Raw genomic sequence first — 16,138 nt, forward strand, 5'->3', positions numbered from 1 at the left:
TTTAATCTTCAATAAATAAGACCATGTTGTACAAAATATATCATCATACCCTCCGGCCAATGTTCAACTTTAAAGGGGCCTTGCTTCTTTGCTTGCTTGGCATAGGGATAGCCTCGTGCAAAAAAAGCATGAGCGACGCGGACTCATTACAATCCAAATTTGCCAGCGGAATGGTTTCCTATGTTGAGCAAGGCAACGTATTGGCATTAAATGGAAACAATTATAGTTTTACACCTAATCATATTGGAGTGCCTATTACGCTAACAAATGGGGCAAAAACAAACGACACGGTAACCTCCGTTGTTGATCCGTCACTGGTATCTCAATATAATCAGATCTACCTGGAAAAAAATCCAACTATACCGCAGGGGGCGTTCCAGGTTTCGCACCAGGGGGCTTTCCCGATAGCTTCAGGATCTACCCAGGCTAAAGATTCCCTGTATGTTTTATTGAACGATGGCAGCCAGTTGAAAGATAGCACTGCTTACCTTGTACCGGTTACCCTGGCAGCAAAAAAGGGCTCCAAGTTAAAATATTCGGTTTTCTTTTTTAAGGTATTTGTTACCAAAGGAGACTTGAAAGCCAAAATGTATGGTGTGGGTATTGTTAATGGCACCAGCGCCAACAGGTTGAGCAGCGGAGCATTACAGGCTTATTACTTTACAGTACCGGATTCGATAAAGCTTAGAACAACCCTAACTACTTTGTTTCCTGCTCACGATGTAAACGTACAGGCGACTATGCTTACCCAGAGCGAGATTAGCGCAGCTCTCAAAAAAGAAGGGTTTCCTGGCATTCCTGTGCCAGACAATACCGGGGCTCTTACTAAAGATCTGGTTACTATACCGGCCAATTCTTTATTAAGCAGAGATAGTATAACGCTCAAATTTCCGAACAAAGCAAATTTAGCCAAGTCGCAATGGTATTTTACCGGTGTGAAAATTGTTACCTACAACGGTTCGCAGTATGGAGTACCGCCGGTGGCTAATGATTCGAGCAGGGTTTATATCCGATTTTTCCTGAGCAACTAAAATGGTTGTTTATTTATCAATTTAATTTATACCAATGTTAAAAAAAATGGGCCTGGGGGCCGCCGTGATGTGCTTGTACATATCATTTAATAGTTCAGCTTTCTCACCAGTTAAGGCATACCCGGCGGGTGATATACAGCCGGATAAGAATGAAAGCGAGGTATGCCGTTTGGTAGTTAAAATGCTAAGCGCCAGCAATTACAAAAAAGTAGCGGTGAATGATTCGCTGTCTGCTTTGGTTTTCGACAGGTATTTAAAAAGCCTCGACGAAAATCACAGCTACTTATTAGCAGGAGATGTAACCGGCTTTGAGCAGTATAGGACTTTGTTGGATGATGATCTGCAAAACGGCAACCTGGCCCATGTATTTGGCATGTTCAATACCTTTAAAATGAGGAATGAGGAGCGTTTAAGATATGCGCTTGCGCTCCTCAATACCGATTTTGATTTCAGCAAGAAGGAGACTTATACACCCGACCGTAAAGAAATGCCTTTTATAAAAACAGAAGCGGAAATGAACGCACTGTGGAGCCAGCGTGTAAAATACGACCTACTGGAACTTCAGTTGGCAAATCAGGATATCGCCAAAAATAAAGAAATCCTGAAAAAGAAGTATCAAAACCTGTTAGATCAATCGGGCAAAACTTCGAGCCAGGATGTTTTTCAGTTATTTATGAGCGCATTTACGGCTTCAGTTGATCCTCATGTTGCCTATTTTAACCCTTTCAATGCCTCACAGTTCAATGTAGGTATAACCCGTGCCCTTGAAGGGATTGGAGCAACTCTGGCTTTAGAGAACGAATATGTAACCATTAAAAGTTTAACACCCGGCGGGCCGGCCTATAAAACTAAATTGATCAATCCGGACGACCGTATCATCGCTATAGCCCAGGGCAAAGATGGCCAGTTTGCAGATATTACAGGCTGGAGGCTGGACAATGCCATATCGCTAATCCGGGGGCCGAAAGGGACTATCGTTAAGCTGAAGATATTGCCCAAGGGAAAAAGTTTTTCTGACGGGCCGCAAACTGTAGAGGTGGTTCGGGATAAGATCATTCTGCAAGATCAATCGGCAAAACAAGAGATCCGGACCTGCAAATCGGGTGGCAAAGATGTTAAAATCGGGATAATCACCATCCCGGCTTTCTATTTGGATTATAAGGCGTATGAAGCAGGCGACCGTAATTATAAAAGTACAACCCGCGACGTAAAATTACTGCTGGATACCTTGAAACAAAAAAAAGTTGACGGTGTGATGATTGACCTGCGCGGCAACGGTGGCGGATCATTAACCGAGGCGATTAACCTGACCGGGCTCTTTATCGCATCGGGTCCTGTTGTGCAGGTGCGTGATGTAAATCAGAAAATTCAGGTCAGTCAGGATTTGGATCCTTCAATCTACTACAGTGGCCCAATGGCCGTGTTGGTTGATCGCACAAGCGCTTCAGCTTCCGAAATATTTTCGGCCGCTATACAGGATTATGGCCGGGGGCTGGTGTTAGGTTCTAAAACTTACGGCAAAGGCAGTGTACAAACCACGGTAAACCTGAACCAGGTTGTCAGAAAACTGGCCGGCCAAGGCACAGCCAACGCTGATACAAGCAAGCAAGATCAATTTGGGCAATTGAATGTTACTATCGGGAAATTCTACCGAATCAGCGGCAGCTCAACACAGCACAAAGGCGTTACGCCCGATATTGAGCTTCCGTCATATATAACACCATCAAAATATGGCGAAGATAACGAACCTTCGGCTATGCCCTGGGACACCATTGGCAAAAGCGACTATACCCAAACAGCATCATTGAACAAGGTAGTACCGGTTTTAACAGGCCTGTACCAGCAACGCAGCCAAACTAACCCTGCCTATAAAGCCTACTATAACGTGATAAAAGCCTATCAGGATGACGAGGCGCTTAAAAGTATCCCGTTAAACGCGCAAGAACTTAAACGCGTGCGTGATGCCAACGCTGCCAAAGCATTAGATCGTGAAAATCAGCTCAGGGTAGCCATTGGGCTTCCTGCCTTAAAAAAGGGAGAGGCCAGGCCCCGGACGGACGATCTTGATTTTATGAAAACGGAAGCAGGCCAGATATTGACAGATTATATTTTATCAGATAAAACATCCGCCGGCATATAATCGCCAGCATGATTTGGACATCTTCGGCCGGGTAAAAACAATAACTAACACATCAAAAATTTATAATCAATATAGATAATACACTATTCACTCTACTTATAATTAACAAAGCAAACTCAATTAATATGTTAAAGGCAACTATAATTACTGCTGTATCCATTTCTGCCATGCTGTTTAGCGGATATATCAAAAACGCCCCAGTACGGGATAAAAATGAGCACTTAACAACCAGCTACAGTTTAAGGGCTAACAAAGGCATCCTTAACGCCGATACCACATTGCTTAAAGTAGGCGATAAATGCCCCGACTTTATATTCAGGGATACAACCGGCTACGACGGCCGTAATGTTAAGCTTAGCGCTTTTAAAGGCAAATACGTACTTATCGATGTATGGGCCTCATGGTGTGCCCCATGCCGCGCACAGTATCCCCATCTTGTTACATTGGAAGAGAAGATGAAAAACAAAGCGATAACCTTTGTCAGCATATCAATAGACACCCGAATTTTCAGATGGAAGGGCCCGGTACTCAGCAAAATGGGAGGCATCCAGTGGATGGTAAGAGACGAGACTTTCGAGAAAGCCTTTGGTATTAATATGATCCCCCGGTTTATTTTGCTCGATAAAAAGGGCAATGTTTTAAGCCTTAAAATGCCACTGCCATCACATCCCGAACTTGAGCAAGAACTGAATAAGCTTAAAGGAATTTAAAACATAAATAAATTAAGATGATAAAATCCATCATTACGCTGCTGATAGCCTCGCCCTTAGCTGCTTTAGCACAGCAAAATTATACCATCAAGGTGAACGTTAAAAATGTCACGCCTGGGGCTAAAGCTTACTTGAACTATAAGGTAAATCAAAAAATAAACCAGGACTCTGCGAGTTTAGTCAATAACCAATTTGTTTTTAAAGGTACGCAGAGTAATAAAATGAAGGCCTTTGTTTTATTGAGCCATACCGGAACCCCGGTTAAGAGCCTGGACGGATCAGACCAGGTGGCTGTGTATCTTGAAAACGGCACTATCACCGTTAACGCCACCGACTCATTGGTACATGCCACGGTAGGCGGTACCAGGCTTAATGACGACCAGCAACAAATGGTTGATCTGTTAGAACCTTATAAAAAGCAGGGTAAAGCTATGGTAGACGCTTATGATCAAGCCGCAGGCAAGGCCAATGAACAAGATAAACTCAAAGCTGACTTTGCTAAGCTCCAAACCCAGAAAAAGGAAGCTATTGAAACTTTTATTAAAAACCATCCTAACTCGTTGGTCAGTTTAAACCTGCTTTTGACCACGGTAGACCCGGCTCAGGACATGGCTAAAGCCCGCAGCCTTTTTAACAGCTTAACGGCGGAAGTGCAAAACTCAGTCAACGGCCAAACGTACAAAAAGGTGATTGAAGAGGCTAAATCTGTTGAGGTGGGCAGCCTGGCTCCAGGCTTCACGTTGAAAAATACAAAAGGTGAGGATATCTCGCTGGCATCGTTTAAGGGGAAATATGTATTGGTTGATTTTTGGGCAAGCTGGTGCGGCCCGTGCAGAGCAGAGAATCCTAACCTGATAGCCTCTTTTAATCAGTTTAAAAACAAAAATTTTACCGTTTTAGGCGTGTCGTTGGATGGCGGCAAAAATGCTAAACAACAATGGATGGATGCTATTGCTAAAGATGGCTTGACCTGGGAACAGGTATCTGAGCTGCAAGGCTGGCTTAGTCCGGTTGCTCAGCTCTACAAGGTGAACTCTATACCGGCTAATTTTTTAATTGATCCGTCAGGCAAGATCATCGCCCGCGACTTACGCGGAGATGAACTCAATAAAAAACTAAAAAGCATTTTCTTATAATTTTTAATACGCGGCGGTACGTAAAATACCGGCATGCATTTCCAAACCATTTATACACAACAAAACTTAATACATTGAAAAAAGCATTAATCACAGTATTGGCAGCATTACCTTTTGCGGCAGCAGCACAGCAACAATACACCATTAACGGTACAATAGGTAAAGTAAAGTTCCCGGCTACCGCTTATGTGGTCTACCAGGAAAGGGGGCAAATGAAGTTTGACTCGGCCACGGTTCAGCCCGATGGTAAATTTATTCTTAAAGGCAACGTATCTGTACCCATGAAGGCCTTTGTTATGGTGGCACAAAACGGAGAAAAGTTAAACTCCAGGCCAAGTCCGGATCAGGTAGGGGTTTATTTAGAGAACGGCACTACAGAAATAACCACGCCCGATTCGCTGTTCAGAGCTAAAGTTGGCGGTACTCCGTTGAATAGAGATCAACAGGAAATGATCTCTTTGTTGCTTCCTTTTAAGAAAACAGAGGCTGAAATGAATGCCGGATTTAAAAAAGCGGAAGGCAAAAGCCAGGAGCAAGCGCAAATACAACAGGCATTTGAAAGCCTGGCATTAGCAAAGCTACAGATCCAGATGGGTTTTATAGAGAGCCACCCTAATTCATTAGTAAGCTTAAACCTGCTACGTTCCGCTGTCGATCCTGATAAGTATCCTGAAAAGGCGAACAGCTTGTTTAATGGCTTCAGTGCGGAACTGAAAGCATCTCCCGCCGGACAGTCTTACTTAAATAAAATCGGCAAGGCAAAAGCCTTGACCGTAGGCGGCATGGCACCTGATTTTGTTTTAAAAAACACCAAAGATCAGGAGGTGAGCCTGGCCTCATTTAAGGGCAAATATGTACTGGTAGATTTTTGGGCAAGCTGGTGCGGCCCTTGCAGAAGGGAAAACCCTAATGTGGTTAAAGCCTATCAAAAGTATAAAGCTAAAAACTTTACCGTGCTTGGCGTTTCGTTAGACGGAGGCGAAAACGCCAAAGAAAAATGGATGGACGCCATAGCTAAAGACAGCCTGAATTGGGAACAGGTATCTGACCTGAAAGGCTGGGGAAGCTACGTTGTTCAGCTTTACCATATCAACGCTGTACCGGCCAACTTTTTGCTGGACCCGGCAGGAAAAATAATTGGCAGGGACCTGCGCGGCGAAGAGCTTGAAGCCAAACTTGCAGCTATACTTTAACAAGCCATGGTAAATTTATTCAATTTACAAATAAAAATAAAGGGGGCCGTTATGGTTCCCCTTTTTATATTGCTGTGGCTGGCACACTTATCCGGTTACGCGCAAACTGAAAAAAGTACCGATTATGTTGATTATGACGAGCTAACCGGCAATGTACTGAAACAGCTTAAGGCAGCCCAGACTAAGGTGCCATTTACCGGGTCGGCAGGGCTGCGGGAACAGGCGCTTAAGTTGCCACCAGATTCAAAAGCCCGGGTATCCTTATTAGCTGCACCAGGCAAGAAGGAAATACCGGCTACCCAAATTGTGAACGATCGCAAAGATGGTGTTTTAATGGTATACAAATATTTCACCGCTACCGCAAAAGAACCAGAAAAGATACAGCTGTACGCAACTGCCACCGCGTTAACCGAAGACGGGGTATGCGTATCAAACTGGCATGTTTTTATGGGTATGGTACAACCCGAAGTTACGCTTGCCGCTAACGATAGCCTTACCTTTGTGGTTACCTTAAAAGGCGATATTTATCCGATTGAACGGATTTTAGCATTTAGCAAAGCTGCGGATGCCGCTATCTTCAAGATCAATACCGGCGCGCGCCGCCTTAGCCCCATACCCTTGGGAACAGACCTTGCCGTTGGCGAAACCGTACATACCCTTACCAATCCGGAACAATATATATATTATTACAGCAAAGGCGTGGTAGCACGTAAAACGGCCGATCATAAAATTGGCCCGATGGGCAACCGGATGGAGATCACGGCCGATTATGCAAAGGGCTCGAGCGGCGGCCCTATTTTAGATAATAAGGGTAACATGGCGGGTATGGTATCTACCACTTACTCTATCTACGCTCATGATCAGCCTCAGATTAATTTACAAATGGTAGTCAAAAAAACTATTCCAGCACAGTCCATCCGAAGTTTAATCCAGGTTCAATAGCGTCAATCTATTCAATAAAACCCATCACAAAACCTAAACCGCATGTTGCACTCATCACAGTTTAATTATAACGCAATCAGTACCGGGGATTATACTGAAATGACTATCCCTATTTTTAAGCGTTCCGGGATGCTTTATTTAAAACATTTAACGATATGAAACTTTTTTCAATTCTCGCATTTACCGCATTAACTTGCTTTACCGGAACTCTGTTTGGCCAGTTACGGCTAAGCGGAGATATTAAAAAACTGGAAAGTACCAGCCAGGTAATTATCCAATACTATGAAGGCAACACAGCCAAATCAGTCACCGTAAAAATTATCGGTGGAAAATTCACCTGGCAGGCCCCGGTAACTGAAGCGCAAAAAATAACGATGATTTTTCCGGGCCGGGCAACCTATATTTTTATAGAACCTGGAGTTATGACAATGACCGGAAGCAGAGATTCCGTAGAGGCGATTAAAGTAACCGGTTCTAAAACAAATGATGAGGCTGTAGCCTATGCCGGGATGATGAAAAGGATAAAAGATGAGGAGAAGCTTCTTTCTGCCCAATATCATACCTTAAGTGGCGATAAGGAAGTGGAGCTGGAAACCAAGCTTGTTGATATTGCTAAGCAAAAAAACTCACTGGCCACTAACTACATTGCCGCCCACCGGGAAAGCGCCTTCAGCTTAAATATGGTAACTGAGGCTTCCAGATTGGGTACTTATGAAGATGTGGCGAAGATGTACAACCTGTTAAGCCCCCGGATAAAATCAAGTTCGGAAGGCAAACGCGTTGCTGAGCGGCTGGCTATCCTGAAGCGCAGCGCCATAGGTGAAAAGATGATGAACTTTACCCAAAAAGATACCAGCGGCAACCCGGTTAATTTTTCGGCTTTTAAGGGTAAATATGTGCTGGTGGATTTTTGGGCAAGCTGGTGCTATCCCTGCCGCGAGGAGATTCCAAACGTGATACACGCCTACAATACCTATAAAGACCATAACTTTACGGTTGTAAGCATCTCGCTTGACGAAAATGATAAAAGGTGGTTAAATGCAATAGCTGCCCATAAAATGCCCTGGACACAATTATCTAATTTAAAAGGATGGGATGATGAACTACCGGTTTATTATGGAATAAAGGGCATCCCATACACCCTACTTGTCGATCCTCAGGGAAACATCATCGCCAAAGATTTAAGGGGGGTAACGTTAACTAATAAACTAAAGGAATTGTTTGGCCAAGCCAACTAAGCCACAGCCCAGCAATATTTACAACCGGCCAAGCAAGTAACCTCACTTGCTTGGCCGGTTTATTTAAATGATACTTTTATCCAAAAATCGCTCGTATGCCTGCCAACGTACCATTTGTCCGCACACAAGGTAAATTTGTTTTAATGATACCTAAACTATTACTCATAGCCCTGTTGTTCACGCTATTTTACCAGATTAGCCCCGACTTAGGTGTTTTATATGGAAGTATAACTTACCTTTTAATTATTTATCTGGTACGTTATTTCATCCCATTGAGCATGCGTAAGGGCGTCAGCTTAATAAAACACAATAAGTTTGATGAGGCTATCCCCTATTTTAGACGGAGCGTGCAGTTTTTCACTCAGTATGCCTGGTTAGATCAATACCGAAGCATTACTATCTTGAGTTCATCAAGATACACTTATAAAGAAATGTCGATGTGCAATGAAGCATTCTCGCTTTCGCAGATCAACCGCGGGGCCGAAGCTAAACAAATTTACGAAGAGGTATTGGCTCAATATCCCCAGAATAACATTGCGGCAACAGCGTTAAGAATGATGGAATCTGATAGCTAATGTGCTTCTCTCCTATCGCTACTCCTGTATAAAAATCATACTAAGCCGACTTGTTTCTTCTGCCTCCAAAATGATTTAGGTTATAATTTAAGGAAACCTGTATCATACGGCTGATAATTTTGGTTCGGTTCTGGGAGATTGAATTATTATCGATAACCGAACTGAAAGCCGAGCCCTGGTTCAATAGATCGTTTGCGTGAACTGAAAATGTAAGTTTATTGCTTTTCAGGAACATCGTTTTCAATCCGGCGCTGATGAGCAAAGGATTGATTGCCGTTAAGCTATACCCATAATTAAAGCTTTTAGATGCGGAAGCATTGACCCTGAACTTTTTTCCGATCATCCAGCTACAGCCACCGTTTGCAGCTAAAATTTGAACATTGCTGATATTTTGGTTCATCATAGCATAGGTGTTTGAACTAAAGCTGTAAGAAACACCTGCATTTACTGAAAATGTTTTTTTATTCAGGGTACAATTTAAGTTACTGGATATATTGATCCCGGTACTTGCATTCAATACTGTGTCTGTATAAAATACATTACGGCCGTAACCCATATTGCCGGCTAAAGAAAGGGATAGTTGATTACTTAACAATCGTTTATTTACCGAATAATTGGCCCCAATATTATAGTTACCATTTACGTTTTCGTAGGTAGTTTGCTGCTTCAAACTGTTAAGGGTATCCTTCAAAAAAATTGTTTTACTAACTGAGCTGTTGATGGTAACGGTACCTGATATACCTACCATAACCCCCAAGCCGGTTTTTGCCCCGAAATCATTATAGCTCAAACCTAATGAGTGGATTGTAGTGGCTTTCAGATTCGGATTACCAATAATAACATTCTGAACATTATTGGTGTTCTTCACCGGCTGTAGTTGATTAAAGTCGGGAGAATTGGTGTTGCCACCATAATTAAAGGTTAAACTTCTATTTTGCTTAAGCTCATAGGTTGCGTTAGCTGTCGGCGAAAAGCTGCTCTGATAATTCCTGATATTTTCGTTAGTATTTGGATACCGGCCAATAATGAGGTTAGGAGAAAAATTAAGCCCGAAACTGTAGTTCATTTTTTTTGTATTCCGGTTAAGGCTCAAATTTATACCCTGGCTAAAAGAGGTAGAGATAAAATGTTGGCTCAGCGAGTCTACCACGTGTATATTGCCTGAGGGATTGGCGGCTTGAGTAGTTTGCAAATTATCAGCATTGCTTACAGAAAAATTGTAGGATAAGGTTATTGAAGTTTGGCCCGTTGTATCAGTTGGCTTGGTGAGTGAATTGGAAAATTGTACATTGCCGCCTATGTGACCATTAAGATTGCGACTATCAACCAGTCTGTTTAAAAGGGAATCTTTTTCCAGCAAACTGGTAGCGGCATTATAATATTTTATCAGGTCGTTAATGTTACTGTTTGAATTACCCTGGCTTTGGTTAAAATTTAAACCCATGGATAAGGAACGCTGACTATTGTCGAAGCGCCTTGAATATTGGATATCACCGCTTATATTGGGGCTGTTGCTCCGCGAGCCTGAATTAGAAGAGAGGTCCTGGAGAATAAATCCCGTTTTATTGGAGGTAGACAGTGCCGTATTCCGGTTATTGTTCAGCGATGCGGCCAAAGAGACAGAAAGATAATTATGTTTAGTTACAGCGTTCAGGCCCAGGTTAACAGAGCCATTTAACCCTGATGAGTTATTGGCGCTTGTTTGCAGGTCATAAAGAGTTCCCTGCGGGTTAAAGGATTCGACGTATTCGCTGCCAGAAGACTGGTTCGAGCGGCCAGCAAGGTTATAACCCGCATTAAATTTAACGCTTTTTGAAAAATCTGTACGGATATTTCCGTTCAATCCTTTATTGTCCGATGTTGTGAGGTCATTATGCGTAAAACCATAATTGGCACCTAAACCAATCTGTTTTGCTGGTTTCCAAATATTGGCGGTGCCACCCATACTGTTCGAATTAAGGGTGGATGAGGCGGCATTTATCGCGCCAAATATGCCCTTGTCCATCCCCTGCTTGGTTACCAGGTTTAACATTTTTTGAGGAGGGCCAATCTTAACACCCGTAAAATTGGCTTGGTCGCCATAGTCATCAATCACCTGGATCTTCGCTATAATATCCGCAGGTAACTGCCGGATATAGTCTTCTACATTTCCGGTAAAAAAATCTTTGCCATTCACCCTCAGCTTCGTCATTTTCTTACCCATAGCCGTAACCGCGCCATGGGCATCTATTTCAACCCCCTGAAGCTGTTTAAGCAAATCCTCCACCATATCGTTCTGTCTTACAGTGTATGCGGCGGCGTTATATTCAATGGTGTCTTTTTTTATTTTGATAGGGTCAACCTTATCTTTAATATCCACATCCTTTAAATGGATAGTTTCAACTTTTAGCATGATGGGGGCCAGAACCAAGGTTTTTTTACCGGTTTCTATTTCATAAAAAGAAGTGAAAGCTTTGTAACCCAACGCGGCTACCTCAAGGTAAAACTTGTTTGCGTTCACTTTGGATAACGTGAAGTTACCACCGGAATCCGAAGTTGATTTGAGGGTATCTTTTTCAGTCACTAACTTAACGGTCACCCCTGCTATTGGATTTTTTAAACTATCGATCAGGCTGCCAGATACCTTGAACTGAGATTGAGCGCTGGCCCCGAAGCCAAAACTTATCCATACGATAAATAATAAAAAGCTTAACCTACTGTAATTGCTCATGCGTTGCCGTCATCATAAAATATCCAATAACCGGTTGCCGTGCATACGCATTTCCATTCTGTATTAAGTTAAATAGCTGCCTAAACATCGTAATCAGTGAAAACAGGACGATGCTTTTGCTGGCCAAAGTATTTTTCTTCAAGATTGATGTTATATTAATAAAATGCCATGATCAAGCAAATATCACTGAAATTACCTTTAAATTATATTGACAAACATCAATATGAAAAGGTATTTTTTGGCACATACAAACAAGTATGTAAAAACCGGCGCAGCACCTATTCATTTTTCAAATTTTGTGAGCTTTAAAATTGGTTAGGGAAAGAAAGTTATAATTAAAGCCCGGCAGAAGCTCTATGTTTTTGCAGGACAAGAAACAGGAGACAAGGCGATATTGCTAAACGCGCAGCACAATAATTATTAAAAAGGGATCCCCCCCAAACAAAAAATCCCATACTGTAACTGAGATTCAGCACAATATGGGATTGACCGGGGAATCTGGCATTAGCCCCTGCCCTGATGAAGTATTATTTGGCAGTTAAGCCGTTTCTTTCGGCCGCCAGTTTAGACGTTATCACATCCACCATATCCTGAAGATGCAACCTGGTCACGTTGTTGATGCCCGGTTTTTTCGCCGCCCTGCCAAGCAACACCTGCAAGGCTTTAACATCTTGTTTCAAAATAAAGCTCAGGTCGGTAGCGGAAAAGTGGTAAAGATTATGTGCCGGATTAAAATCCATATCGGTTTTATTGAAGGTTTGTTCCAGCAAGCGGTACAGGTATAATTTCTGCACCGTTCTACGGTAAACATCCACATTTTTACCGGCGTATACCTCTTTAAAAATACTGTGCTCCATATCGTACAACATATCTTTAACGGTATAGGTTCTGGTTTTGGAGCCTAATTGCTCATCTAACATCCACGTAAAACGTTCCCTGTGCAATATATAGGCCAATTTTTCCTGCTGAATTTCGCTGAGCTCACGGTTAAAGTTCACATTCAGCTTGTTAACAACAGGCGTGTAGTTTAGCCAAAGCGGCGTTTCAAACACCTGCTCGTCCAGGTATTTCATAGCTGCCTTTTGTTTTTCGTATGGCACAACCGCATAAATTGCCCCCGACTCACCATTTACCCTTGGTGTGTGGTAGGTGCCGCCGAGGTTTTTCATCACATGCCCGTTATAGCGTTCCCACTGATCCCATACTTCCGAGTAAATTTTAAACAGTTTTTCCTGCGATTCTCCCGGCTGACTCACCCAACTATCTAACTTAGGTATGATCCGTTTTAAATTCTTGATGCCATAAACACTGGCCTTCATGGCGTCATCACCCATATCCTCACTTTGCGACCTCGGATCGGCCCGCTCTCCTTCAAAGCCAAACAATAGGCGATGGTTAGCTTTGAGCGAATCGGTAACCATCTTGGTTAAAAAGTTCTTTTCTTCTTCGGCGGTATTAAACTCTGGCCTCCAGGTATAGCCCCATTTGATGGCCCATTTATCATAGTCGCCGATACGCGGGAACATTCCTTTGTCGCCGATATGATCTTCAGGTTGTGCTACATAATTAAAACGCGCGTAATCCATTATGGATGGTGTATGGCCGTGTGCTTCCACCCAGGCCTTGTCCCTTAACTTCTCAACCGGTACGGTAGAGCTCGACCCAAAGTTGTGCATCAGGCCCAGGGTATGGCCCACCTCGTGCGAAGACACAAAGCGGATCAGTTGGCCCATTAACTCATCATCAAAAACCTGTTTCCCTGCGCGTGGGTCAACAGCACCGGCTTGTATGCGGTACCAGCGTTGTAACAGATCCATTACGTTGTGATACCAAAAAATATGGCTTTCAATAATTTCTCCACTTCGCGGATCGGCCACGCTCGGGCCCATCGCGTTAGCAACAACCGATGGTCTGTAAATGATAGCGTTATGGTTAGCATCATCAATACTCCAGGTACTATCCTGCTGTTTGGTAGGAGCTTCTTTGGCAATAATGGCATTTTTAAAACCAGCTGCTTCAAATGCCTTTTGCCAATCATTTACGCCCTGGATTAAGTAAGGCACCCATTTTTTAGGCGTTACCGGGTCAATGTAAAAAACAATTTGTTTGGCAGGCTCAACAAGTTCGCCACGCTTGTATTTTTCAACATCCTCAGGCTTTGGCTGTAAATCCCAGCGCTTAACGTAGGCCACATTTTTTACGCCTTGCGGGTCGGTATCATAATCCCGGAACGAAGTTGAAAAATAACCTACCCGTTCGTCAAGTGCCCTGGCCTTCATGGGTCTAACAGGCAGCAATACCATAGATGAGTTGATCTCAAGGGTATAACTGGTATTGGTTGGGTTTAAGCCTGCCCCATAAGTTTTAACGGCTTTAATTTCCACATTTTTTGGAAAAGCATGAACGTAATCGATATAGCTTTTGTCGGCCTGCTGGCCAGATACACCAGCCTTGGTTTTAAAGTATGCCTTCTGAAAGTAAAGCACCTCGTTATCGGCATTTAAAAAGTCGGTCACGTCGATAACTCTTGCGGATGAGTCCTTCTTTAAGGCCAGTACCGGGAAGGTAGCCATAATGGCGCCCACATTATTTTTTTGCACGCCTGCAAACATGGTTTGGGTACTGTCTTTTGAGTACTCTGAATACGACATTCTCCGGATCATCATCTTATTATCAGGCGCCATTTCAAACCTGTAAACAGACTCGCCGATCTCGTCGCCGGCGTAGCCCGACGTACCACTGCGCATATCTGCCGATGCTTTGGCTATGCGGCTTACAATCAGTATTTCGCGGTTCAGCAAGTTGTTGGGTATCTCAAAATAATATTTGGTATCCCTTTTATGAACGGTAAAAAAGCCGGCCTGGCTCCTGGTATCCTTGGTAATTATCTCGCCATAAGGCTTTAAAGCATGGGCCTTACGCAAGCTGTCGGCCGTTTTTTTTGCCGGATCGATAACTGCCATGGGATGCTGCTGGCTTTTTGCAGGCTTTTTATGAAATAAAGCGCAACCCGATGCTAAGGTAGCTAAGCCGACCGCAGTGCATAACAGCAGCCTTTGTTGTGTTAAAATCATGTTTTATTATAGGTTTATCTGGGGTTTTGTGTTATTTCGGGATTTTGCGCGATATATTTATCAGCAATAGGAAACACATAGTGATTATCGCCTGGAGCTAAAGTATAGGTTACGCCTTTAAATAGATGGGTTACAGTGCCAATAAACCCATTATCCTTGGTTAAACGGCGCTGATCAAACCAGCGGTAACCCCGGCCCATAAATTCACGCTGGCGTTCATCTATCACTACATGCAGTGCGGCATTGGGGTCGGCAGCGGTCAAGTCCGTATATTCGGCTGGCTTGAAACGCTTTTTGCGCAGGGTATTTACAGCAAGGAGCGCGTTTGCTGTATTGCCCGCACGGGCTTCGCATTCGGCTTTAATCAGCATCATTTCGGGCACGCCTGGACCGATGTAAACTCCGTCGGTAATTAAACGCTGCGTATAAAGTCCCCGGCCTATGGTAAAGCTGCTTCCTGTTATTTTACTACCATCTTGCGTAAAAATCACATAACGAAGATCTTTCGGATCATAAAGGCCAACGGCGGTTGGTTGCAACGGAATATTAGTAGGATTTTGGATAGTACGCTTAAAAAACATAACCTCGGGATTTGCCAGTTTAAGGGGCAGAGTGGTTGTTGTGGTTACGTAGTTATTAAGATCCAACAAAGTGCTTTTAATGGTCAAAGCCTGGTTAGCATAGCTTTCGGCTTGGGTAAACTCGCGGGTATTTAAACAAACCCGTGCCAGCAATGCGTATACTGCCATTTTTGATGGATTAACGTTATACGTAGGGCTATCTGGCAAATAAGGCAATGCGGCCAATAAATCTGCCTTAACTTGGTCGTACACTTTTTGAACGCTGGCGCGGGTGAGATCAGCATACAGGTTGGGTTCAAGCAACAAGGGCACACCCGGATCGGTAGTTGAAGTAGCCGAATCGTACTGCTTGCCGTAAATATTTACCAGGGTAAAATAGGCATAAGCCCGGTGTACCAGTGCGGCTGCCTGTATTGCTTTTTTCTGATCGTCGGTGCCATCAGCGCTACCCATTACACCAGTAACAACGGTATTGAATGTAAAAATTTGCTTGTAAAAAGAGGCCCAATCGGTATCTTCTTCTGTTGAACCGTAAATTTTATCGGCCCAGGTATAGGTGTTAATTGCCGCGCTGATGGTAAATTTGCCATACCAGCCGGCATCGTCAACGCCAAAATCGTCAGCCGCAAACAAAGGATAATAATATCCCGGCTCAATAGTAGACCCGGCATTGAGCAGTAGTTGATAATCGTTGGTTGATTTTAACGCCCTTACCTGGCTGGGCGGAATTTCAACATATTTACGGCAAGCCCCCATACTTAAAAGCAAAAGACTAAAAACCAATATCTTAATTTTATTCATGACGAGT

Annotated in this window: 11 protein-coding genes; 8 read left to right on the top strand and 3 right to left on the bottom strand. The window is 43.3% G+C overall.

The features are described from left to right. Nucleotides 1-23: 23 nt before the first annotated feature. The 8 genes from MUCPA_RS05290 (at nt 24) to MUCPA_RS05325 (ending at nt 8,965) form a co-directional block, all read left to right on the top strand. Nucleotides 24-1,031 (top strand): DUF1735 domain-containing protein, encoded by a 1,008-nt coding sequence (locus MUCPA_RS05290; protein WP_008504909.1) that lies wholly within the window; start codon nt 24-26, stop codon nt 1,029-1,031. A gap of 34 nt (nt 1,032-1,065) precedes the next feature. Continuing rightward, nucleotides 1,066-3,171, top strand: coding sequence for a carboxy terminal-processing peptidase (locus tag MUCPA_RS05295; RefSeq protein ID WP_008504910.1), 2,106 nt, complete (start codon nt 1,066-1,068; stop codon nt 3,169-3,171). 125 nt (nt 3,172-3,296) lie between these two features. Then, complete coding sequence (locus MUCPA_RS05300; protein WP_008504911.1) at nt 3,297-3,881, top strand: TlpA family protein disulfide reductase; 585 nt, start codon at nt 3,297-3,299, stop codon at nt 3,879-3,881. A gap of 17 nt (nt 3,882-3,898) precedes the next feature. Then, entirely contained in the window at nt 3,899-5,017 is a 1,119-nt protein-coding gene (locus MUCPA_RS05305; RefSeq protein WP_008504912.1) for a TlpA disulfide reductase family protein, read from the top strand. A gap of 74 nt (nt 5,018-5,091) precedes the next feature. Further along, a complete protein-coding gene (locus tag MUCPA_RS05310) occupies nt 5,092-6,210 on the top strand; it encodes a TlpA disulfide reductase family protein (protein WP_040625731.1) in 1,119 nt (372 codons plus the stop codon). A gap of 51 nt (nt 6,211-6,261) precedes the next feature. Continuing rightward, entirely contained in the window at nt 6,262-7,152 is an 891-nt protein-coding gene (locus tag MUCPA_RS05315) for a S1 family peptidase (RefSeq protein ID WP_008504914.1), read from the top strand. A gap of 155 nt (nt 7,153-7,307) precedes the next feature. Next, nucleotides 7,308-8,390, top strand: a complete 1,083-nt coding sequence (locus tag MUCPA_RS05320) for a TlpA disulfide reductase family protein (protein WP_008504915.1) — start codon at nt 7,308-7,310, stop codon at nt 8,388-8,390. Nucleotides 8,391-8,533: 143 nt separating this feature from the next. Then, the gene (locus MUCPA_RS05325) at nt 8,534-8,965 is read left to right on the top strand and encodes a tetratricopeptide repeat protein (RefSeq protein WP_157543820.1); all 432 of its coding nucleotides are present in this window, start codon (nt 8,534-8,536) and stop codon (nt 8,963-8,965) included. Between the two features lie 40 nt (nt 8,966-9,005). Here the strand turns inward: MUCPA_RS05325 and MUCPA_RS05330 are convergent, their stop codons facing one another. The 3 genes from MUCPA_RS05330 to MUCPA_RS05340 form a co-directional block, all read right to left on the bottom strand. Next, on the bottom strand, nt 9,006-11,675 hold the full coding sequence (locus MUCPA_RS05330; RefSeq protein WP_008504919.1) for a TonB-dependent receptor: 2,670 nt from the start codon (nt 11,673-11,675) through the stop codon (nt 9,006-9,008). Nucleotides 11,676-12,202: 527 nt separating this feature from the next. Continuing rightward, entirely contained in the window at nt 12,203-14,749 is a 2,547-nt protein-coding gene (locus tag MUCPA_RS05335) for a zinc-dependent metalloprotease (RefSeq protein ID WP_008504921.1), read from the bottom strand. A 14-nt stretch (nt 14,750-14,763) separates the two neighbouring features. Continuing rightward, complete coding sequence (locus MUCPA_RS05340; RefSeq protein WP_008504922.1) at nt 14,764-16,131, bottom strand: RagB/SusD family nutrient uptake outer membrane protein; 1,368 nt, start codon at nt 16,129-16,131, stop codon at nt 14,764-14,766. Between the last annotated feature and the right edge of the window lie 7 nt (nt 16,132-16,138).

This window comes from Mucilaginibacter paludis DSM 18603 (assembly GCF_000166195.2).
Lineage (GTDB): Bacteria > Bacteroidota > Bacteroidia > Sphingobacteriales > Sphingobacteriaceae > Mucilaginibacter > Mucilaginibacter paludis.

Excerpts from the sequence above, each read along its gene's own strand:
- MUCPA_RS05340 (WP_008504922.1), bottom strand. The coding sequence starts at position 16,131 with ATGAATAAAATTAAGATATTGGTTTTTAGTCTTTTGCTTTTAAGTATG.
- MUCPA_RS05295 (WP_008504910.1), top strand. The coding sequence starts at position 1,066 with ATGTTAAAAAAAATGGGCCTGGGGGCCGCCGTGATGTGCTTGTACATA.
- MUCPA_RS05315 (WP_008504914.1), top strand. The coding sequence starts at position 6,262 with ATGGTTCCCCTTTTTATATTGCTGTGGCTGGCACACTTATCCGGTTAC.
- MUCPA_RS05300 (WP_008504911.1), top strand. The coding sequence starts at position 3,297 with ATGTTAAAGGCAACTATAATTACTGCTGTATCCATTTCTGCCATGCTG.
- MUCPA_RS05305 (WP_008504912.1), top strand. The coding sequence starts at position 3,899 with ATGATAAAATCCATCATTACGCTGCTGATAGCCTCGCCCTTAGCTGCT.
- MUCPA_RS05330 (WP_008504919.1), bottom strand. The coding sequence starts at position 11,675 with ATGAGCAATTACAGTAGGTTAAGCTTTTTATTATTTATCGTATGGATA.
- MUCPA_RS05290 (WP_008504909.1), top strand. The coding sequence starts at position 24 with ATGTTGTACAAAATATATCATCATACCCTCCGGCCAATGTTCAACTTT.
- MUCPA_RS05325 (WP_157543820.1), top strand. The coding sequence starts at position 8,534 with ATGATACCTAAACTATTACTCATAGCCCTGTTGTTCACGCTATTTTAC.
- MUCPA_RS05335 (WP_008504921.1), bottom strand. The coding sequence starts at position 14,749 with ATGATTTTAACACAACAAAGGCTGCTGTTATGCACTGCGGTCGGCTTA.
- MUCPA_RS05320 (WP_008504915.1), top strand. The coding sequence starts at position 7,308 with ATGAAACTTTTTTCAATTCTCGCATTTACCGCATTAACTTGCTTTACC.